General features: G+C 69.9%; 13 protein-coding genes. 9 read left to right on the top strand and 4 right to left on the bottom strand.

Annotated features, from left to right (window positions below):
• Both ACIQ7D_RS25585 and eccCa read right to left on the bottom strand, forming a co-directional pair.
• Positions 1-426, bottom strand: a complete 426-nt coding sequence (locus ACIQ7D_RS25585) for a hypothetical protein (RefSeq protein WP_403941220.1) — start codon at positions 424-426, stop codon at positions 1-3.
• A gap of 79 nt (positions 427-505) precedes the next feature.
• Positions 506-4,456, bottom strand: coding sequence for a type VII secretion protein EccCa (gene eccCa / locus ACIQ7D_RS25580; RefSeq protein WP_403941218.1), 3,951 nt, complete (start codon positions 4,454-4,456; stop codon positions 506-508).
• Positions 4,457-4,619: 163 nt separating this feature from the next.
• Here eccCa and eccD point away from each other — a divergent pair, with 163 nt between their 5' ends.
• The 6 genes from eccD to ACIQ7D_RS25550 all read left to right on the top strand — a co-directional run bounded on the left by eccD (position 4,620) and on the right by ACIQ7D_RS25550 (position 11,812).
• Positions 4,620-6,116 (top strand): type VII secretion integral membrane protein EccD, encoded by a 1,497-nt coding sequence (eccD, locus tag ACIQ7D_RS25575; RefSeq protein WP_403941216.1) that lies wholly within the window; start codon positions 4,620-4,622, stop codon positions 6,114-6,116.
• Between the two features lie 182 nt (positions 6,117-6,298).
• A complete protein-coding gene (gene rpsO / locus ACIQ7D_RS25570) occupies positions 6,299-6,589 on the top strand; it encodes a 30S ribosomal protein S15 (protein ID WP_319685150.1) in 291 nt (96 codons plus the stop codon).
• Positions 6,590-6,954: 365 nt separating this feature from the next.
• Positions 6,955-9,180: a polyribonucleotide nucleotidyltransferase gene (locus tag ACIQ7D_RS25565; protein WP_403941214.1), complete on the top strand. Its 2,226-nt coding sequence runs from the start codon at positions 6,955-6,957 to the stop codon at positions 9,178-9,180.
• Entirely contained in the window at positions 9,177-10,553 is a 1,377-nt protein-coding gene (locus ACIQ7D_RS25560) for a M16 family metallopeptidase (RefSeq protein ID WP_403941212.1), read from the top strand. Before ACIQ7D_RS25565 ends, ACIQ7D_RS25560 begins: the two co-directional genes overlap by 4 nt.
• 49 nt (positions 10,554-10,602) lie before the next feature.
• Positions 10,603-11,355 (top strand): 4-hydroxy-tetrahydrodipicolinate reductase, encoded by a 753-nt coding sequence (dapB, locus tag ACIQ7D_RS25555; RefSeq protein ID WP_403941210.1) that lies wholly within the window; start codon positions 10,603-10,605, stop codon positions 11,353-11,355.
• A gap of 4 nt (positions 11,356-11,359) precedes the next feature.
• Positions 11,360-11,812, top strand: a complete 453-nt coding sequence (locus ACIQ7D_RS25550; RefSeq protein WP_403941208.1) for a hypothetical protein — start codon at positions 11,360-11,362, stop codon at positions 11,810-11,812.
• Between the two features lie 130 nt (positions 11,813-11,942).
• Here ACIQ7D_RS25550 and ACIQ7D_RS25545 read toward each other — a convergent pair whose 3' ends face one another.
• Both ACIQ7D_RS25545 and ACIQ7D_RS25540 read right to left on the bottom strand, forming a co-directional pair.
• Positions 11,943-12,491, bottom strand: a complete 549-nt coding sequence (locus ACIQ7D_RS25545; protein ID WP_403941206.1) for a hypothetical protein — start codon at positions 12,489-12,491, stop codon at positions 11,943-11,945.
• A 94-nt stretch (positions 12,492-12,585) separates the two neighbouring features.
• Positions 12,586-12,825: a hypothetical protein gene (locus ACIQ7D_RS25540; RefSeq protein WP_403941204.1), complete on the bottom strand. Its 240-nt coding sequence runs from the start codon at positions 12,823-12,825 to the stop codon at positions 12,586-12,588.
• Between the two features lie 214 nt (positions 12,826-13,039).
• Here ACIQ7D_RS25540 and thyX point away from each other — a divergent pair, with 214 nt between their 5' ends.
• From thyX to ACIQ7D_RS25525, 3 genes are all read left to right on the top strand, one after another.
• Positions 13,040-13,777 (top strand): FAD-dependent thymidylate synthase, encoded by a 738-nt coding sequence (gene thyX / locus ACIQ7D_RS25535; RefSeq protein WP_403941202.1) that lies wholly within the window; start codon positions 13,040-13,042, stop codon positions 13,775-13,777.
• 265 nt (positions 13,778-14,042) lie between these two features.
• The gene (gene dapA, locus ACIQ7D_RS25530; protein WP_403941201.1) at positions 14,043-14,942 is read left to right on the top strand and encodes a 4-hydroxy-tetrahydrodipicolinate synthase; all 900 of its coding nucleotides are present in this window, start codon (positions 14,043-14,045) and stop codon (positions 14,940-14,942) included.
• Between the two features lie 178 nt (positions 14,943-15,120).
• Positions 15,121-16,806 carry a ribonuclease J gene (locus ACIQ7D_RS25525; RefSeq protein ID WP_403941199.1) on the top strand — a complete coding sequence of 562 codons (1,686 nt, stop codon included), beginning with the start codon at positions 15,121-15,123 and terminating at the stop codon, positions 16,804-16,806.
• Positions 16,807-17,055 lie beyond the last annotated feature (249 nt).

Raw genomic sequence — 17,055 nt, 5'->3', positions numbered from 1 at the left:
CTACAGTCCGTTCAGCTTCGACCGGGACTGCAGGAAGGTGCCGTGCGTGTCGAGGTCGTTACGGGCGAAGAGCCCGCCCGCGCCCCGTAGCGCGCCCTTCTCCGCGGACAGCCGCCCCATCAGCGTCTTCACCTGGCTCTCCCACGTCTCCTGCACGGTCTTCAGGCCCTTCGCCGTGTCCCAGCCGTCGAAGCCCTTGACCGCGTCGCCCGAGGCGTCGTCGGCCCAGTTGCCGGCCTTCCTGGTGCTCGGCTCCAGGTCCGTCTCGATGTCGTTCGCCGCGGCCTTCTTCTGCGCGGGTGTCGAGGCGACGTCTCCGTCGCCCGACGCCGCTCCACCCGCGTCGGCGCTGTTCAGCCGCATCCCCGTCGACCGGCTCTCGGCGGCGTCCGACCGCAGTCGGCCCCACTCCTCGTCAAATCCCATGATCTCTCTCCCCGTTGTGAAATCTGTTCACGTGCACGCTCACGCCGGGCGCGCATCGCACACGCCCGGCGCACGCACCTCACATGCCCGGCAGTTGCCCCGTCTGCACCAGCGGATTGCCGCGCCGCCGCGAGGCGAAGTAGCCGCGGCCCGGCGGCATCGGGGTCGCCCGTACGCGGCCGATCAGGTCGCCCTCGGAGGGGTCTCCCGACAGGACCACGCCCTGGGCGCCCAGTTCCAGCACACGCTGCATGAACGGCTCGTACAGGGCCCGTGAGGCGCCCGCCGCGTTCCGCGCGATGATGAAGCGGACCCCTGTGTCCCGGGCGAAGGGCAGGTACTCCGCGAGCGGCGCCAGCGGGTTGCCCGAGTTGGTCGCCACCAGGTCGTAGTCGTCGACGATGATGAAGATCTGCGGCCCGCTCCACCAGCTCCGGTCCCTGAGCTGCTGCGGCGTCACGTCCGTCGGGGGCTGGCGGCGGGCGAAGACGCCGCCCAGCGCCTCCATGTGCATCTGCAGGGACGAGGCCATCGGCGCGTACTCCAGCAGGTGCGGCTCCGACAGCGACCCCAGCAGCGTCCGCCGGTAGTCGCCGACCACGAACTTCGCCTGGTCGGGGGTGTACCGCTCGGCGAGCTGCTTCGCGATCAGCCGCAGCAGATTGGTCTTGCCGGACTCGCTCTCGCCGAAGACCAGGAAGAACGGGTCGGTCTCGAAGTCGACGAACACCGGCTCCAGATTGGTCTCGTCGATCGCGACCGCGACCCCGGACCGCGGGAACTCGAATCCCTTGGGCAACTGGTCGGCGGGCAGCTTGCGCGGCAGCAGCCGCACCGTCGGGGCCGCCTGCCCCGCCCAGTGCGTCCGCGCCGCCCGTACGAACGCCGCCGTACCCTCCGAGAGGTCCGCGGCGCCGCTCACCCCGTCGACGCGCGGCAGCCCGCCCATGAAGTGCAGCTTCTGCGGCACCTGGCCGCGGCCCGGCACCCCAGCCGGGACGTTCGCCGCGACCTTGCGGTCGAACTCGGAGTCCATGACGTCACCCAGCCGCAGCTCCAGCCGGCCGAGCATCTGGTCCTTGAGCGCCGCACGCACCTCCATGTAGCGCGCGGCCGTGACCACCACATGGACGCCGTAACCGAGACCGCGCGCGGCGATGTCGGAGATGACCGGCTCCAGCATGTCGTAGTCGTTGCGGAAACCGCCCCAGCCGTCGATGACCAGGAAGACATCGCCCCATGCCTCACCTGGCAGCTCGCCCGCGGCGCGCTTGCGCCGGTACGTGGTGATCGAGTCGATGCCGTTGGAGCGGAAGAACTCCTCGCGCCGGTTGAGCACGCCCAGAACCTCCGCGACGGTGCGCCGCACCCGCTCGGGGTCCAGCCGTGAGGCGACCCCGCCGACATGCGGCAGCTCCGCCAGCGAGGAGAGCCCGCCCCCGCCGAAGTCCAGCGCGTAGAACTGCACCTCCCGCGGGGTGTGGGTGAGGGCGAACGACGAGATCAGCGTCCGCATCAGTGTCGACTTCCCGGACTGCGGACCGCCCACGATCAGCATGTGCCCCGCCGCTCCGGAGAAGTCCCGGTAGAGCACCTCACGGCGCTGCTCGAAGGGCTTGTCGATCAGTCCGAGCGGCACGGTCAGCCCGCCGGGCCGCGAGTACTCCGTCGCGTTCAGCCCGCGCGCCTCCGTCACCGCGATACCCGGCAGCAACTGGTCCAGCGTCGGCGCCTCGTCCAGCGGCGGCAGCCACACCTGATGCGCCGGCACCCCCTGCCCGTCCAGCCGCCGCACGATGACGTCCAGCACCGTGTCCGCCAGCGCCTCGTCCTCCGCCGCCGGCACGAACGCCGCCGCCGGGTCCGGCGCCGCGTACACCACCGGCACCGGCGCCGCGGTGAACAGCACGGGCCGCCGCTCGACGGGGAGCTGCCCCACCGACAGATCCGGCCCGCCCGCGCGGTACGTGCCCGAGACGTACGCCGCCTTGAACCGCGTCATCTCGTCCGTACCGAACTTCAGATACCCGGAGCCCGGCACCGACGGCAGGTGGTACGCGTCCGGCACCCCCAGCGCCGTACGCGACTCCGCCGCCGAGAAAGTGCGCAGACCGATGCGGTACGAGAGGTACGTGTCGAGGCCGCGCAGCTTGCCCTCCTCCAGGCGCTGCGAGGCCAGCAGCAGATGGACACCGAGCGAACGGCCGATCCGGCCGATCTGGATGAACATGTCGATGAAGTCGGGCTTGGCCGTCAACAGCTCGGAGAACTCGTCGATGACCAGGACCAGCGAGGCGAGCGGTTCCAGCGCGGCGCCGGCCGCGCGCGCCTTCTCGTAGTCATGGATGTTGGCGTAGTTGCCGGCCGACCGCAGCAGCTCCTGACGGCGCTGCAGCTCACCGCGGATCGCGTCCCCCATGCGGTCCACCAGCGTCAAGTCGTCCGCCAGGTTGGTGATGACCGCCGCCACGTGCGGCATCTGCGACATCCCCGCGAACGTGGCACCTCCTTTGAAGTCAGCGAGAACGAAGTTCAGCGTCTCCGAAGAGTGCGTGACCGCCAGCCCCAGCACCAGGGTGCGCAGCAGCTCGGACTTGCCGGACCCCGTCGCGCCGACACAGAGCCCGTGCGGCCCCATGCCCTCCTGCGCGGCCTCCTTCAGGTCCAGCATCACCGGACCGCCGTCCTCACCGACCCCGATCGGCACCCGCAGCCGCTCCGCCGTCGACCGGGGCCGCCACGTACGGGCCACGTCCACGGCCCCCGCGTCGCCCAGGCCCAGCAGATCCGTGAAGTCCAGGTTGGCCAGCAGCGGTTCGTCGTCGTCGCCCCCGCCCGTACGCAACGGCGCGAGCTGGCGCGCCAGCGCCTCCGCCGCGGGCAGCGAGATCCCGTCGGGCACCCCCTCGTACGCCAGGCCCCCGCCGGACTCCAGGCGCAGCCGCCCCGGCCGTACGACCACCGACAGGCCGCCCCGCGGCTCGTCCAGCTCCCCGGGCACCACCTCGACGATCGTCACGCCCTGCAGCCCCTCGGCCGCCGCGAACAGAGAGTCGGGCGGCACCATCCCGCCGTCCAGCACCACGAGCACATGCGGCTGGTCCAGTACCGGCGAACCGTCCCTGCCGAACCGCGGACGCCCCTCCAGCCGGCTCTGCAGCAGCCCCTCCAGCTCCCCGAGGTCATCGCCGAACAGCCGCTTCGTACCGGCCCCGTCGATCTGCCCGGGCACCTGCGTGTGCGGCAGCCACTTCGTCCACTCCCAGCGCCCCGCCGCGCCCGGCGACACCACCACCGCGACCATCAGGTCCTCGCAGGAGTGCAGCGTCACCAACTGGGCGACCAGCGCACGCGTCGTGGCCTGCGCCGACTCCTGCTCCCCGGAGACCGTCACGTGGTAGAAGGCGCGCATCGACACCGCCATCGGCAGACCGTCCAACGAGCCGTGCACCGCCAGGAACCGCTGCATCGCACCGGCGCACAGCGGCTCCAGCTCGTCCACCGGCGCCGTGTCGGGCGCCACCAGCGGCGTGGCGAGCTGCTGCGCCCCCAGACCGATCCGCACCTGGCCGAAGTCCTTGTCGCCGACCCGCCGTTCCCACACCCGCGACCCCTCGGCCACCACCGACCAGAGCTGCTCGGGAGCGGGGTGCAGATAGAGCTGCGCGTCACGCTGCGCCCGCGCCGTCCTGCGCACCGTACGCCGCGTCTGCGCCAGGTACTTGAGGTAGTCGCGCCGTACATCGGCAATTTGCCCCTGCGTACCGCGGCGGTACCTGACGATCTGCGCGGCGATCATCGCGACCGTCGAGAACAGCATCAGAACTCCCATGATCCGCATGAACGGCGGAGCTTGGGGCGAGAAGAAGAAGACCACCGACGAGCCCATGCCGAGCACCGGCAGGACCTGCATCAGCATGCCCTCCTGCTGACCGCGCGGCAGTTCGGGCGGCGCTTCCAAGGCCAGCGCATCCGAGGGCACTTCCGGCGGAAGGGACCGTGGCGGGCGTTTGACAATGATCTGGCTCACCGGCGTATCAATCCCTCAAGACGGACGGGCGATTCCGTACCGGCGCCCCCGTGGCGACGGCTTCGCTCCGCGCGACGGTGATCCTACGTGCAGCCGCACCGCACCCCTCCCGGTAGGGTGGCGCGCGCACCGTGCGCAACCGCGAATCAGGGGGTCCAGACACGTGAGTACGACCGCAGCGACCGGCTTCTGCCGCGTCACTGTCGTGGCGCCGGACAGCAGGATCGATGTCGCCCTCCCGGAGGACATCGCCGTCGCCGACGTCCATCCGGAGATCCTGCGGCTCACCGGCCAGACCCAGACAGCGGGCACCCCCACCGGCTACCACCTCGTACGGCGCGACGGGACCGTCCTCGACGGTGCCCGCACCCTCGCCGGGCAGCAGGTGCTCGACGGGGAGATCCTCAGCCTCCGCCCCTTCGCCGAATCCCTGCCGCCCGCGGTGTTCGACGACGTCTCGGACGCCGTCGCCTCCGCCGTACGCCGCGACCGCCACCTGTGGAGCGACGACCTGCTGCGCGGCGCGGGCCTCATAGGCGGCGTACTGCTCCTCGTCCTCATGGGCTTCGTCCTGTGGTTCGCCGACCCCGTACGCCACGACATGCACGGCCTGCCCGGCATCATCGCGGGCGTCGCCGGCGCGCTCCTGACCGCCTTCGCGGGCGTACGGGCCCGGGTGTACGCGGACCGCGCCACCGCCGTCGCCCTCGGCCTCGGCGCGCTGCCCCTGCTGCTGATCGCCGGCTCCGGCATCCTCGCCCCCGACCCGGGCCAGGGTCCGGGACGGCTCCAGTTCCTGCTCGGCTGCGTCACCGTCCTCGTCGCGTCCGTCGTCCTGGTCGCGCTCACCCCGAGCGGCGACGCGCCCTTCGTGGCCGCCACGTTCCTGGCGACCGTCGGCACCCTCGCGACCTTCGTCATGATCCTCACCGAGGCGTCGGCCACCGACACCGCGGCCGTGTGCGTCCCCGTCGCCGTCGGCCTCGTCGCCTTCCTGCCCGGCCTCTCCGCGCGCTTCGCCCGCCTCCCCATCGGCTATGCCTCGCCGCGCGCCGCGGCGAACGACGCGTCCGACGGCACGTACGACGGGTTCGGCGCGCTCCCCGACCCGAACGCCGCCCCCGACGCCGAGCCCGTCGACGCCGTGCGGATCGCCGCACAGGCCCGCCGCGGCCACGAGATGCTCCTCGGCCTGGTCGGCGGCTGCGCGGCGGTCGTCGTCGGCTCAGCGGCCGTCCTCGGCTTCTCCGACACCGTCTGGGCGCAGCTCCTCGCCCTCACGGCGGGCCTCGCGACGCTGCTGCGCGCCCGCCTCTTCCGCTACACCTCCCAGGTCGTCTGCGCGCTCACCGCGGGCCTTTCCGCGATCGCCCTGCTCATCCTGGGGCTCTCGCTGAACCCGCCCCTCGACCACGTCAGGGAACTGCTGGTGTACGGCGACCGCGGTCCCCTCGACATCCGTACGATCTGGCTCACCGCGAGCGTCGCCGCCGGCGCCGCCCTGATCACCGCGATCGGCCTGATCATCCCGCGCAAGGGCCTCTCCCCGTTCTGGGGGCGCCTCCTCGACCTCGCCGAGGGCGCGGTGCTGCTCTCGCTGGTACCGCTCTGTCTCGCCGTGCTCGACGTCTTCAGCGCGGCCCGCGCGCTCACCGGCTGACCCCTGCGAAGAGCTCGCCCGGGGGCTGGTACCCTGGGCGATGGCCGTTTGTGTACGTGACCGCCGAAGCCCCTGGCTCGGCGGTAGGCGCGCAACGGATTCCCGCCTCCCGAGTAACGGAAGCTCCCCAGAGTATTCGACCTGGGGCACTCGGTGGCCACGAAGACTCACGAGGAGTACGCGTGTCGCTCGACGCCGCTACGAAGAAGCAGATCATGACCGAGTTCGGCACCAAGGAAGGTGACACCGGCTCCCCCGAGGTCCAGGTCGCCATGCTGTCGCGCCGGATCTCGGACCTGACCGAGCACCTCAAGCTCCACAAGCACGACCACCACTCGCGTCGTGGTCTGCTCATCCTGGTCGGGCAGCGCCGCCGCCTGCTCCAGTACCTGGCCAAGAAGGACATCCAGCGCTTCCGTGCGCTGGTCGACCGCCTGGGCATCCGCCGCGGTGCGGCCGGCGGCGCCAAGTAAGACGCCGTGAAGGGAGCGGTTCCCACGTCCAGGGAACCGCTCCCTTCGCCGTATGTACGGGGCCTCTCACGGGTACGTGATCTTCCGCGGCCCCCGTGCGCCCCGTACGGGGGAGGGCCGGGCGCCTCGCCCGGGACGGCCGGAATGCCATCCCGAGGCCAAGCTCAGTAACCTGGACGCACGAGCACAACTGAAGAGGGGGAGCGACCTCCACCGCCGCCGGTCCTCGGTAGTGGCGCCCGGAAAGGCGCGGCCCATGCCGCCGCCCCGGGTGCTTCGATCGAAGACCGGCCCGCACCAAGGAGCGCTCCGCCGCCACGTCCCCTGCCACACGGGCACCGGACGAAGACGAGGAGAAATCACTAGTGGAGAACGAGACCCACTACGCCGAGGCCGTTATCGACAACGGAACCTTCGGCACCCGCACCATCCGCTTCGAGACGGGCCGGCTGGCCAAGCAGGCCGCCGGTTCCGCCGTGGCGTACCTGGACGACGACACCATGGTGCTGTCGGCCACCACCGCCTCCAAGAAGCCCAAGGACCAGCTCGACTTCTTCCCCCTCACGGTGGACGTCGAGGAGCGGCAGTACGCGGCCGGCAAGATCCCCGGCTCCTTCTTCCGCCGTGAGGGCCGGCCCTCCGAGGACGCGATCCTCACCTGCCGCCTCATCGACCGCCCGCTGCGCCCCTCCTTCAAGAAGGGCCTGCGCAACGAGATCCAGATCGTCGAGACGATCATGGCGCTCAACCCCGACCACCTGTACGACGTGGTCGCGATCAACGCCGCCTCCTGCTCCACGCAGCTCGCGGGCCTGCCCTTCTCCGGCCCGATCGGCGGCACCCGTGTCGCCCTGATCAAGGGCCAGTGGGTCGCCTTCCCGACCCACACCGAGCTGGAGGACGCCGTCTTCGACATGGTCGTCGCCGGCCGGGTCCTGGAGGACGGTGACGTCGCGATCATGATGGTCGAGGCCGAGGCCACCACGAAGACCATCCAACTCGTCAAGGACGGCGCCGACGCGCCCACCGAAGAGGTCGTCGCCGCCGGTCTGGAAGCCGCGAAGCCCTTCATCAAGGCGCTTTGCAAGGCCCAGGCCGACCTCGCCGCCAAGGCCGCCAAGCCCACCGGCGATTTCCCGGTCTTCCTCGACTACCAGGACGACGTCCTGGAGGCCCTCACCGCGGCCGTACGGTCCGAGCTGGCCCAGGCGCTCACCATCGCGGGCAAGCAGGACCGCGAGGCCGAGCTGGACCGCGTCAAGGAGCTCGCCGCCGAGAAGCTGCTCCCGCAGTTCGAGGGCCGCGAGAAGGAGATCTCCGGCGCCTACCGCGCGCTGACGAAGTCCCTGGTCCGCGAGCGCGTCATCAAGGACAAGGTCCGTATCGACGGCCGCGGCGTCACGGACATCCGTACGCTCGCCGCCGAGGTCGAGGCCATCCCGCGCGTGCACGGCTCCGCGCTGTTCGAGCGTGGCGAGACCCAGATCCTGGGCGTCACCACCCTCAACATGCTCCGCATGGAGCAGCAGCTCGACACCCTCTCCCCGGTGACGCGCAAGCGCTACATGCACAACTACAACTTCCCGCCGTACTCCGTCGGTGAGACCGGTCGCGTCGGTTCGCCGAAGCGCCGCGAGATCGGCCACGGCGCGCTCGCCGAGCGCGCCATCGTGCCGGTGCTGCCGACGCGCGAGGAGTTCCCGTACGCGATCCGCCAGGTCTCCGAGGCGCTGGGCTCCAACGGCTCGACGTCCATGGGCTCGGTCTGCGCCTCCACCATGTCGCTGCTGAACGCCGGTGTGCCGCTCAAGGCCCCCGTCGCCGGTATCGCCATGGGCCTGATCTCCCAGGAGATCGACGGCAAGACCCACTACGTCGCCCTCACCGACATCCTCGGTGCGGAGGACGCCTACGGCGACATGGACTTCAAGGTCGCCGGTACGAAGACGTTCGTCACCGCGCTCCAGCTCGACACCAAGCTCGACGGCATCCCCGCCTCGGTCCTGGCCGCCGCGCTGAAGCAGGCCCGCGACGCCCGCCTCCACATCCTCGACGTGATGAACGAGGCCATCGACGTCCCGGACGAGATGTCCCCGAACGCCCCGCGGATCATCACCGTCAAGATCCCCGTGGACAAGATCGGCGAGGTCATCGGCCCCAAGGGCAAGATGATCAACCAGATCCAGGAGGACACCGGCGCCGACATCACGATCGAGGACGACGGCACGATCTACATCGGTGCCGCCGACGGACCGGCCGCCGAGGCCGCCCGCGCCACGATCAACGGCATCGCCAACCCGACCATGCCGGAGGTCGGCGAGCGCTACCTGGGCACGGTCGTCAAGACGACCACCTTCGGGGCGTTCGTGTCGCTGCTCCCGGGCAAGGACGGACTGCTGCACATCTCGCAGATCCGCAAGCTCGCGGGCGGCAAGCGCGTCGAGAACGTCGAGGACGTCCTCGGGGTGGGCCAGAAGGTCCAGGTCGAGATCGCCGAGATCGACCAGCGCGGCAAGCTCTCCCTCATCCCCGTGATCGAGGGCGAGGAGTCCGCCGAGTCCGAGGACGCGAAGGACGACGCTTCCAAGTGACATCCAGCTCCAGGACGACGGCCCGCACCTCTTCGGAGGCGCGGGCCGTCGCCCGTACCCAAACCCTGCTCAAGGGCGAGAACGGGATCGGCACGGTCCGCCGTACGACCCTCCCTGGCGGCCTGCGCGTGGTCACCGAAACCCTGCCGTCGGTGCGCTCCGCGACCTTCGGCATCTGGGTACAGGTCGGCTCCCGCGACGAGACGCCCGCCCTCAACGGCGCCACGCACTATCTGGAGCACCTGCTCTTCAAGGGCACGAAGCGGCGCAGCGCCCTCGACATCTCCTCCGCGATAGACGCGGTCGGCGGCGAGATGAACGCGTTCACCGCCAAGGAGTTCACCTGCTACTACGCGCGGGTGCTCGACGCGGATCTGCCGCTCGCCATCGATGTCGTGTGCGACATGCTCACCGGCTCGCTCATCGAGGCGGCGGACGTCGACGCCGAGCGCGGGGTCATCCTCGAAGAGATCGCGATGACCGAGGACGACCCGGGCGACTGCGTCCACGACCTGTTCGCGCAGACCATGTTCGGCGACAGCCCCCTCGGACGCCCCGTCCTCGGCACCGTGGACACCGTCAACGCCCTGGACCGCGACCGGATCAGCCGCTTCTATAGCAAGCACTACGACCCGACGCGACTGGTCGTCGCCGCCGCCGGCAACGTCGACCACGCCACGGTGGTACGCCAGGTCCGCAAGGCGTTCGACCGGGCCGGTGCCCTCTCCCGTACGGACGCGGCCCCCGTCGCGCCCCGTGACGGCAGCCGCGCCGTACGGGCCGCGGGCCGCGTCGACCTGCTGAACCGCAGGACCGAGCAGGCCCATGTCGTGCTCGGGATGCCGGGCCTGTCCCGTACCGACGAACGCCGCTGGGCCCTCGGCGTACTGAACACGGCGCTCGGCGGCGGTATGAGTTCCCGGCTCTTCCAGGAGGTACGGGAGAAACGCGGCCTCGCCTACAGCGTCTACTCGTACACCTCGGGCTTCGCGGACTGCGGGCTCTTCGGGGTCTACGCGGGCTGCCGCCCGAACCAGGTCCACGACGTCCTGAAGATCTGCCGCGACGAGCTGGACCGGGTCGCGGCCGACGGACTCGCCGACGACGAGATCGAACGCGCCGTCGGCCAGCTCTCCGGCGCCACCGTCCTCGGCCTGGAGGACACCGGCGCGCTGATGAACCGCATCGGCAAGAGCGAGCTGTGCTGGGGCGCCCAGATGTCCGTCGACGACATGCTGGGACGGATAGCGGCGGTCACCCCTGACGACGTACGCGCGGTCGCCCGCGATGTACTGGGACAGCGTCCCTCGCTGTCCGTCATAGGACCGCTCAAGGACAAGCAGGCCGCCCGCCTCGACGAAGCGGTCTCCTGACCGGGCCCACCGGCCGGGCCGTACCCCCGAAGGTGAAGGAAACAGAGCAATGAGCAAGCTGCGCGTGGCCGTTCTGGGCGCCAAGGGCCGTATCGGCACCGAGGCCGTACGGGCCGTCGAGGCCGCCGACGACCTCGAACTGGTCGCCGCCCTCGGCCGGGGCGACCGGCTGGAGAACCTGGTGGAGGCCGGCGCCGAGGTCGTGGTCGAGCTGACCACCCCGGCCTCGGTGATGGGCAACCTCGACTTCTGCGTCCGCCACGGCATCCACGCGGTCGTCGGCACCACCGGCTGGACCGACGAACGGCTCGCGCAGCTCCACACCTCGCTCGACGCCTCCCCGCGCACGGGCGTGCTGATCGCGGCGAACTTCTCCATCGGCGCGGTCCTCACCATGAAGTTCTCCGAGACGGCCGCCCGCTACTTCGAGTCGGTCGAGGTCATCGAGCTGCACCACCCGAACAAGGCCGACGCGCCGTCCGGGACGGCCACCCGCACCGCCCAGCTCATTGCCGCCGCCCGGGCCCAGGCCGGCAGCGCTCCGCAGCCCGACGCGACGGTCACGGCGCTGGACGGGGCGCGCGGAGCCGATGTCGACGGCGTACCGGTGCACTCCGTACGGCTGCGCGGCCTTCTCGCGCACCAGGAGGTCATTTTGGGCGGCGAAGGCGAGACGCTCACCGTCCGTCACGACTCGCTGCACCACAGCAGCTTCATGCCGGGCATCCTGCTCGGCGTACGGCGCGTGGTCACCACCCCGGGGCTCACGGTCGGTCTCGAACACTTCCTCGACCTGAGCTGACCCCGTGCGCGCGAAGATCACCTACTGTGTCACGGCCGCCGTCCTGGTCGTCTACTTCGTCCTGGTCGGCAGCCGCGGCGTGCTCTTGATCGAGCACGGCACGGCGCTCACCGTCACCTTCGGCGTCGCGGTGCTGATCCTGCCCGCCATCGGTGTCTGGTTCCTCTGGATGAACACGCGGTTCGTCCACCGCGCGAACCTCCTCGCCACGGAGCTGGAGGCCGAGGGAGGGCTGCCGGTCGACGAACTGGTCCGCACTCCGGGCGGCCGGATCGACCGCGACTCCGCCGACGCCGTCTTCGCGGCGCGCCGCGCCGAGACGGAGGACTCCCCGGACGACTGGCGCTGCTGGTTCCGGCTCGCGATCGCCTACCACGACGCCCGGGACACCCCGCGCGCCCGCAAGGCGATGCAGCGGGCCATCGCACTCCACGACGGCCGCCCCGTCCAGGTCTGACGCCGCGCCGTACGGCTTCGTACAGGATCCCCGTACGCGCAGGTCAGCCGCCCCGTACGGGGCGGCAGGCCCGACACGACGGAGGCGGGGCCCGGCCATGGTGGCCGGGCCCCGCCTCCGTCGTCCTCGTTCAGGCGCCGCGGTACTCGTCGCCCCACACCTCGACCGTGTCGGCCGCCCGGTCGAACGCCTCCGTACGGGACAGGAAGTCCGCGTTGTGGTCGGTGAGCAGCGCCAGAGGTTCACCCTGACGGCGTACGACGACCAGCGCCTGCCCCTGCACCGTGCGGGGCAGCCCCAGCCAGCGCACGGGCTGCTGGACCGTACGGACGGCCGTCGCCTGGCGCCACGGCAGGGTCGTCGTACGGAGCAGGCTCACGCGCCGTACCCCGTGGCGGCTCACCCACGCCCCGATCCGGAGCATACGCAGCGCGATGGCGATAGCCACGGCCGCGACGCCCAGGCAGAACATCGCCCCCGGCATCTCGCCGGCGAAGGCGGTGATCATCGCGGCGAGCAGAACGAACGAGGCCAGCAGCAGGAGCAGCGCCGAGGCCACCACCCGCCAAGGGCCCGGGCGGTACGGACGCCGCCAATGATCATGATCGTCGAAGGGCAGTGCGACATCGTCGGTGGTCGCGTCAAACGCCCGGTCGGCCGTCAGGAAGGGCAGGGGCACGACTGATCCTCACTCACAAGCACGCTCGATTGCTGTGCCCGGTGAGGTTATCGATCACGCCCCCGCCCGGACCACCCCAGGGGGGCCGGATGTGTCAGCGGCCCTGTGATGCTTCCGACTGCTGACTGTGGCCGGACGACTGCTCCGTGCCCAGCGCCGGCATTCCGAAGAGAAGCGCACCGGTGAAACCGGCCGCGATGGTGAGCCCGATCAGCGTACGGCCCACGAGCTGCGAGGCACTGGCGCGCTGCCGGGGTGGGGGAGTGACATTACTGCGGAAGCGGTCGGCCTCGGCGACGAATTGGAACGGGACGGCCTCTCGCCGGCGGAACATGGAGGGACTCCTCCTTGCGTCTTGTGCGGTCGTGTTGCGTAACGCCGCTGCTGTGTCGATTGCTACTTCTTAGGACGAACAACAGCGCCATTCGGTGCCCGAATTCCCCGGATTGGCCGAGGAACACCGGGAGCGGCCGGCGCTGTCCGTCACTGTCAGTGTCGGGCCGTAGAGTGGGCGCTGCCCGAGCGATGCGAATGGAAGGACCCCGCCGGTGAGCGACACCCCCGCCGAGACCAAACCGAGCTTCCGCAGCGATGTCACCGTGGAGCTGGTGAAGCACGCCGCAGGCGACTCCGACGTGCTGTGGGCCGCGCGCGTCTCCACCGCAGGTGAGCACTCCCTCGAAGAGCTGACGAAGGACCCCGAGCGTTCGAAGGGCCTCATCAACTTCCTCATGCGGGACCGCCACGGCAGCCCGTTCGAGCACAACTCCATGACCTTCTTCATCTGTGCCCCGATCTTCGTCTTCCGCGAGTTCATGCGCCATCGCGTCGGCTGGTCCTACAACGAGGAATCCGGCCGCTACCGCGAGCTCCAGCCGGTCTTCTACATCCCGGGACAGGACCGCAAGCTCGTCCAGCAGGGCCGCCCCGGCAAGTACGAGTTCGTCGCGGGGACCGAGGCCCAGCAGGCCCTCACGCAGCGGACGCTGGAGAACTCGTACATCCAGGCGTACGAGGCCTACCAGGAGATGCTGGCGGCGGGCGTGGCCCGCGAGGTGGCCCGCGCGGCGCTGCCGGTCGGCCTCTTCTCCTCGATGTACGCCACATGCAACGCGCGCTCGCTGATGCATTTCCTCGGGCTGCGCACCCAGCACGAGCAGGCGAAGGTGCCGTCCTTCCCGCAGCGGGAGATCGAGATGGTCGGTGAGCGGATGGAGGAGCACTGGGCGACGCTCATGCCGCTCACCCACGCGGCTTTCAACCTGAACGGCCGCGTCGCTCCGTAACCGAGTACAGCCCCGGGGCGGACCGGGCTCTGGGGGCTTTTCCCCGGCCGCCGGAGAGCCGCCGGGAGCCCGTCCGCGGCCCGTCCGGGGCACAGATGTACGGTCGACGGAGTGAAGTGTCCGTATTGCGGCGTTTCGGGGAGTTCATCTACGCTGATCGAACGGACCCGGCACTGCCTGAACCCCCGAGCAGGCAGTGCCGGGCTCCTCTTGTCCCGTCCCCCAAGGGGACACGGCGAGCTGAGCAGCGAGTAGCGTGTTACCCATGGCTCCGATCTCCACTCCGCAGACCCCCTTCGGGCGGGTCCTCACCGCCATGGTCACGCCCTTCACGGCTGACGGCGCACTCGACCTCGACGGTGCCCAGCGGCTCGCCGTCCATCTGGTGGACGCAGGCAACGACGGCCTGGTCCTGAACGGCACCACCGGTGAGTCGCCGACCACCAGTGATGCGGAGAAAGACCAGCTCGTACGGGCCGTACTGGAGGCCGTAGGAGACCGGGCCCACATCGTCGCCGGCGTCGGAACCAACGACACCCGGCACAGCCTGGAGCTGGCCCGCGCGGCCGAACGCGCCGGAGCGCACGGCCTCCTCGCCGTGACCCCGTACTACAACAAGCCGCCGCAGGAAGGACTCCTGCGGCACTTCACCGCCATCGCCGACGCCACCGGCCTGCCGGTCATGCTCTACGACATCCCCGGCCGCAGCGGTGTGCCCATCGACACCGAGACCATCGTCCGACTGGCGCAGCACCCGCGGATCGTCGCCAACAAGGACGCCAAGGGCGATCTCGGCCGCGCGAGCTGGGCCATCGCCCAGTCCGGCCTCGCCTGGTACTCCGGCGACGACATGCTCAACCTGCCGCTGCTCTCCGTCGGCGCGGTCGGATTCGTCTCCGTTGTCGGCCACGTGGTCACCCCGGAGCTGTGCGCCCTCCTCGACGCGCACGTCACCGGTGACGTCCAGAAGGCCACGGAGATCCACCAGAAGCTGCTCCCGGTCTTCACCGGCATGTTCCGCACCCAGGGCGTGATCACCACCAAGGTCGCCCTCACCCTGCAGAAGCTGCCGGCCGGACCGCTGCGCCTCCCGCTCGTAGAGCTGTCGGCCCATGAAACGGCCCAGCTCAAGATCGATCTGGCCGCGGGCGGGGTACAGCTCTAACCACAGACTTCACAACTGAATACACGAAGACAGCAGATCAAGATCGTGAGCAGGGACCAGTGACCGATGGTCCTGGCCATGACCGACACGTTGGTACACACAGACAACTGCAAGTGCACGAATGTCATGCGCGCCACGTGCCTCAGCGGTACGTGGCGCGTGTGGTGAGGAGAGTCTTTTGAGTCATCCGCATCCTGAGCTCGGCGCCCCGCCGAAGCTGCCCAAGAACGGCCTGCGCGTAACCCCGCTCGGCGGGCTCGGCGAAATCGGCCGGAACATGACGGTCTTCGAGTACAACGGCCGTCTGCTCATCGTCGACTGCGGCGTCCTCTTCCCGGAGGAGGAGCAGCCCGGCATCGACCTGATCCTGCCGGACTTCAGCACCATCAGGGACCGTCTCGGCGACATCGACGGGATCGTGCTCACGCACGGCCACGAGGACCACATCGGTGGCGTCCCGTACCTGCTCCGGCTGAAGCCCGACATCCCGTTGATCGGTTCCAAGCTGACCCTCGCGCTGATCGAGGCGAAGCTCCAGGAGCACCGCATCCGCCCGTACACCCTTGAGGTCACCGAGGGGCACCGCGAGCGCATCGGCCCGTTCGACTGCGAGTTCGTCGCGGTCAACCACTCCATCCCGGACGCGCTGGCGGTCGCCATCCGCACCCCCGCGGGCATGGTCGTCCACACCGGTGACTTCAAGATGGACCAGCTCCCGCTGGACCGCAGGCTCACCGACCTGCCCACCTTCGCCAAGCTCGGCGAGGAGGGCATCGACCTGCTGCTCTCGGACTCCACCAACGCCGAGGTGCCGGGGTTCGTCCCGCCGGAGCGGGACATCTCCAACGTCCTGCGCCAGGTCTTCGGGAGCGCCCAGAAGCGGATCATCGTGGCGAGCTTCGCCAGCCACGTCCACCGCATCCAGCAGATCCTCGACGCCGCGCACGAATACGGCCGGAGGGTCGCATTCGTCGGACGCTCGATGGTCCGCAACATGGGCATCGCCCGTGACCTGGGCTATCTGAGGGTGCCGCCGGGGCTGGTCGTCGACGTCAAGACCCTCGACGACCTTCCCGACCACGAGGTGGTCCTGGTCTGTACGGGCTCCCAGGGCGAGCCGATGGCCGCGCTCTCCCGGATGGCCAACCGCGACCACCAGATCCGGATCGTCCAGGGCGACACGGTGATCCTGGCGTCGTCCCTGATCCCGGGCAACGAGAACGCGGTCTACCGCGTGATCAACGGCCTGACCCGGTGGGGCGCGAACGTCATCCACAAGGGCAACGCCAAGGTCCATGTCTCGGGCCACGCCTCGGCCGGCGAGCTGTTGTACTTCTACAACATCTGCAAGCCCAAGAACCTGATGCCGGTCCACGGCGAATGGCGCCATCTGCGGGCCAACGCCGAACTGGGCGCGCTGACGGGGGTGCCCAAGGACCACATCGTCATCGCGGAGGACGGTGTCGTCGTCGACCTGGTCGACGGCAAGGCCAGAATCGTGGGCAAGGTCCAGGCCGGTTACGTCTATGTCGACGGCCTCTCGGTCGGCGACGTGACGGAGACTTCCCTCAAGGACCGCCGCATCCTGGGTGACGAGGGCATCATCTCGGTCTTCGTGGTGGTCGACTCGACCACCGGCAAGGTCGTCGGCGGTCCGCACTTCCACGCCCGCGGCTCGGGCATCGAGGACGCCGCGTTCTCGGCCGTGCTGCCCAAGGTGGAAGAGGTCATCGCCAGATCGGGCTCGGACGGCGTGGCGGAGCCGCACCAGATCCAGCAGCTCGTCCGCCGCACGGTCGGCAAGTGGGTCTCCGACACCTACCGCCGGCGCCCGATGATCCTCCCCGTGGTGGTCGAGGTCTGACGGTTCGACGCGGTACATGGAGCGGGGGGCCTCGATTTGCTTCGAGGCACCCCGCTCCAGTACGTTTACGGCTCCACCTGAACGGGAAGCCCGGGTTATTCATCTGCCTGGAGCCCAGCCCGGAGGGTGGGAATCCGACTCGGAGAACTTCTGATAGAGTCGGAATCGCTGGAAAGGGAAAGCGCGAAAGCGAAGAACTGGAAAGCGAACCCCGCTCCGACGGGGAATCGGACACGAAAGAGTCTGATA

This window comes from Streptomyces sp. NPDC096310 (assembly GCF_044763125.1).
Classification (GTDB): domain Bacteria; phylum Actinomycetota; class Actinomycetes; order Streptomycetales; family Streptomycetaceae; genus Streptomyces.
This window is presented reverse-complemented; position numbering and strand designations above follow the sequence as displayed.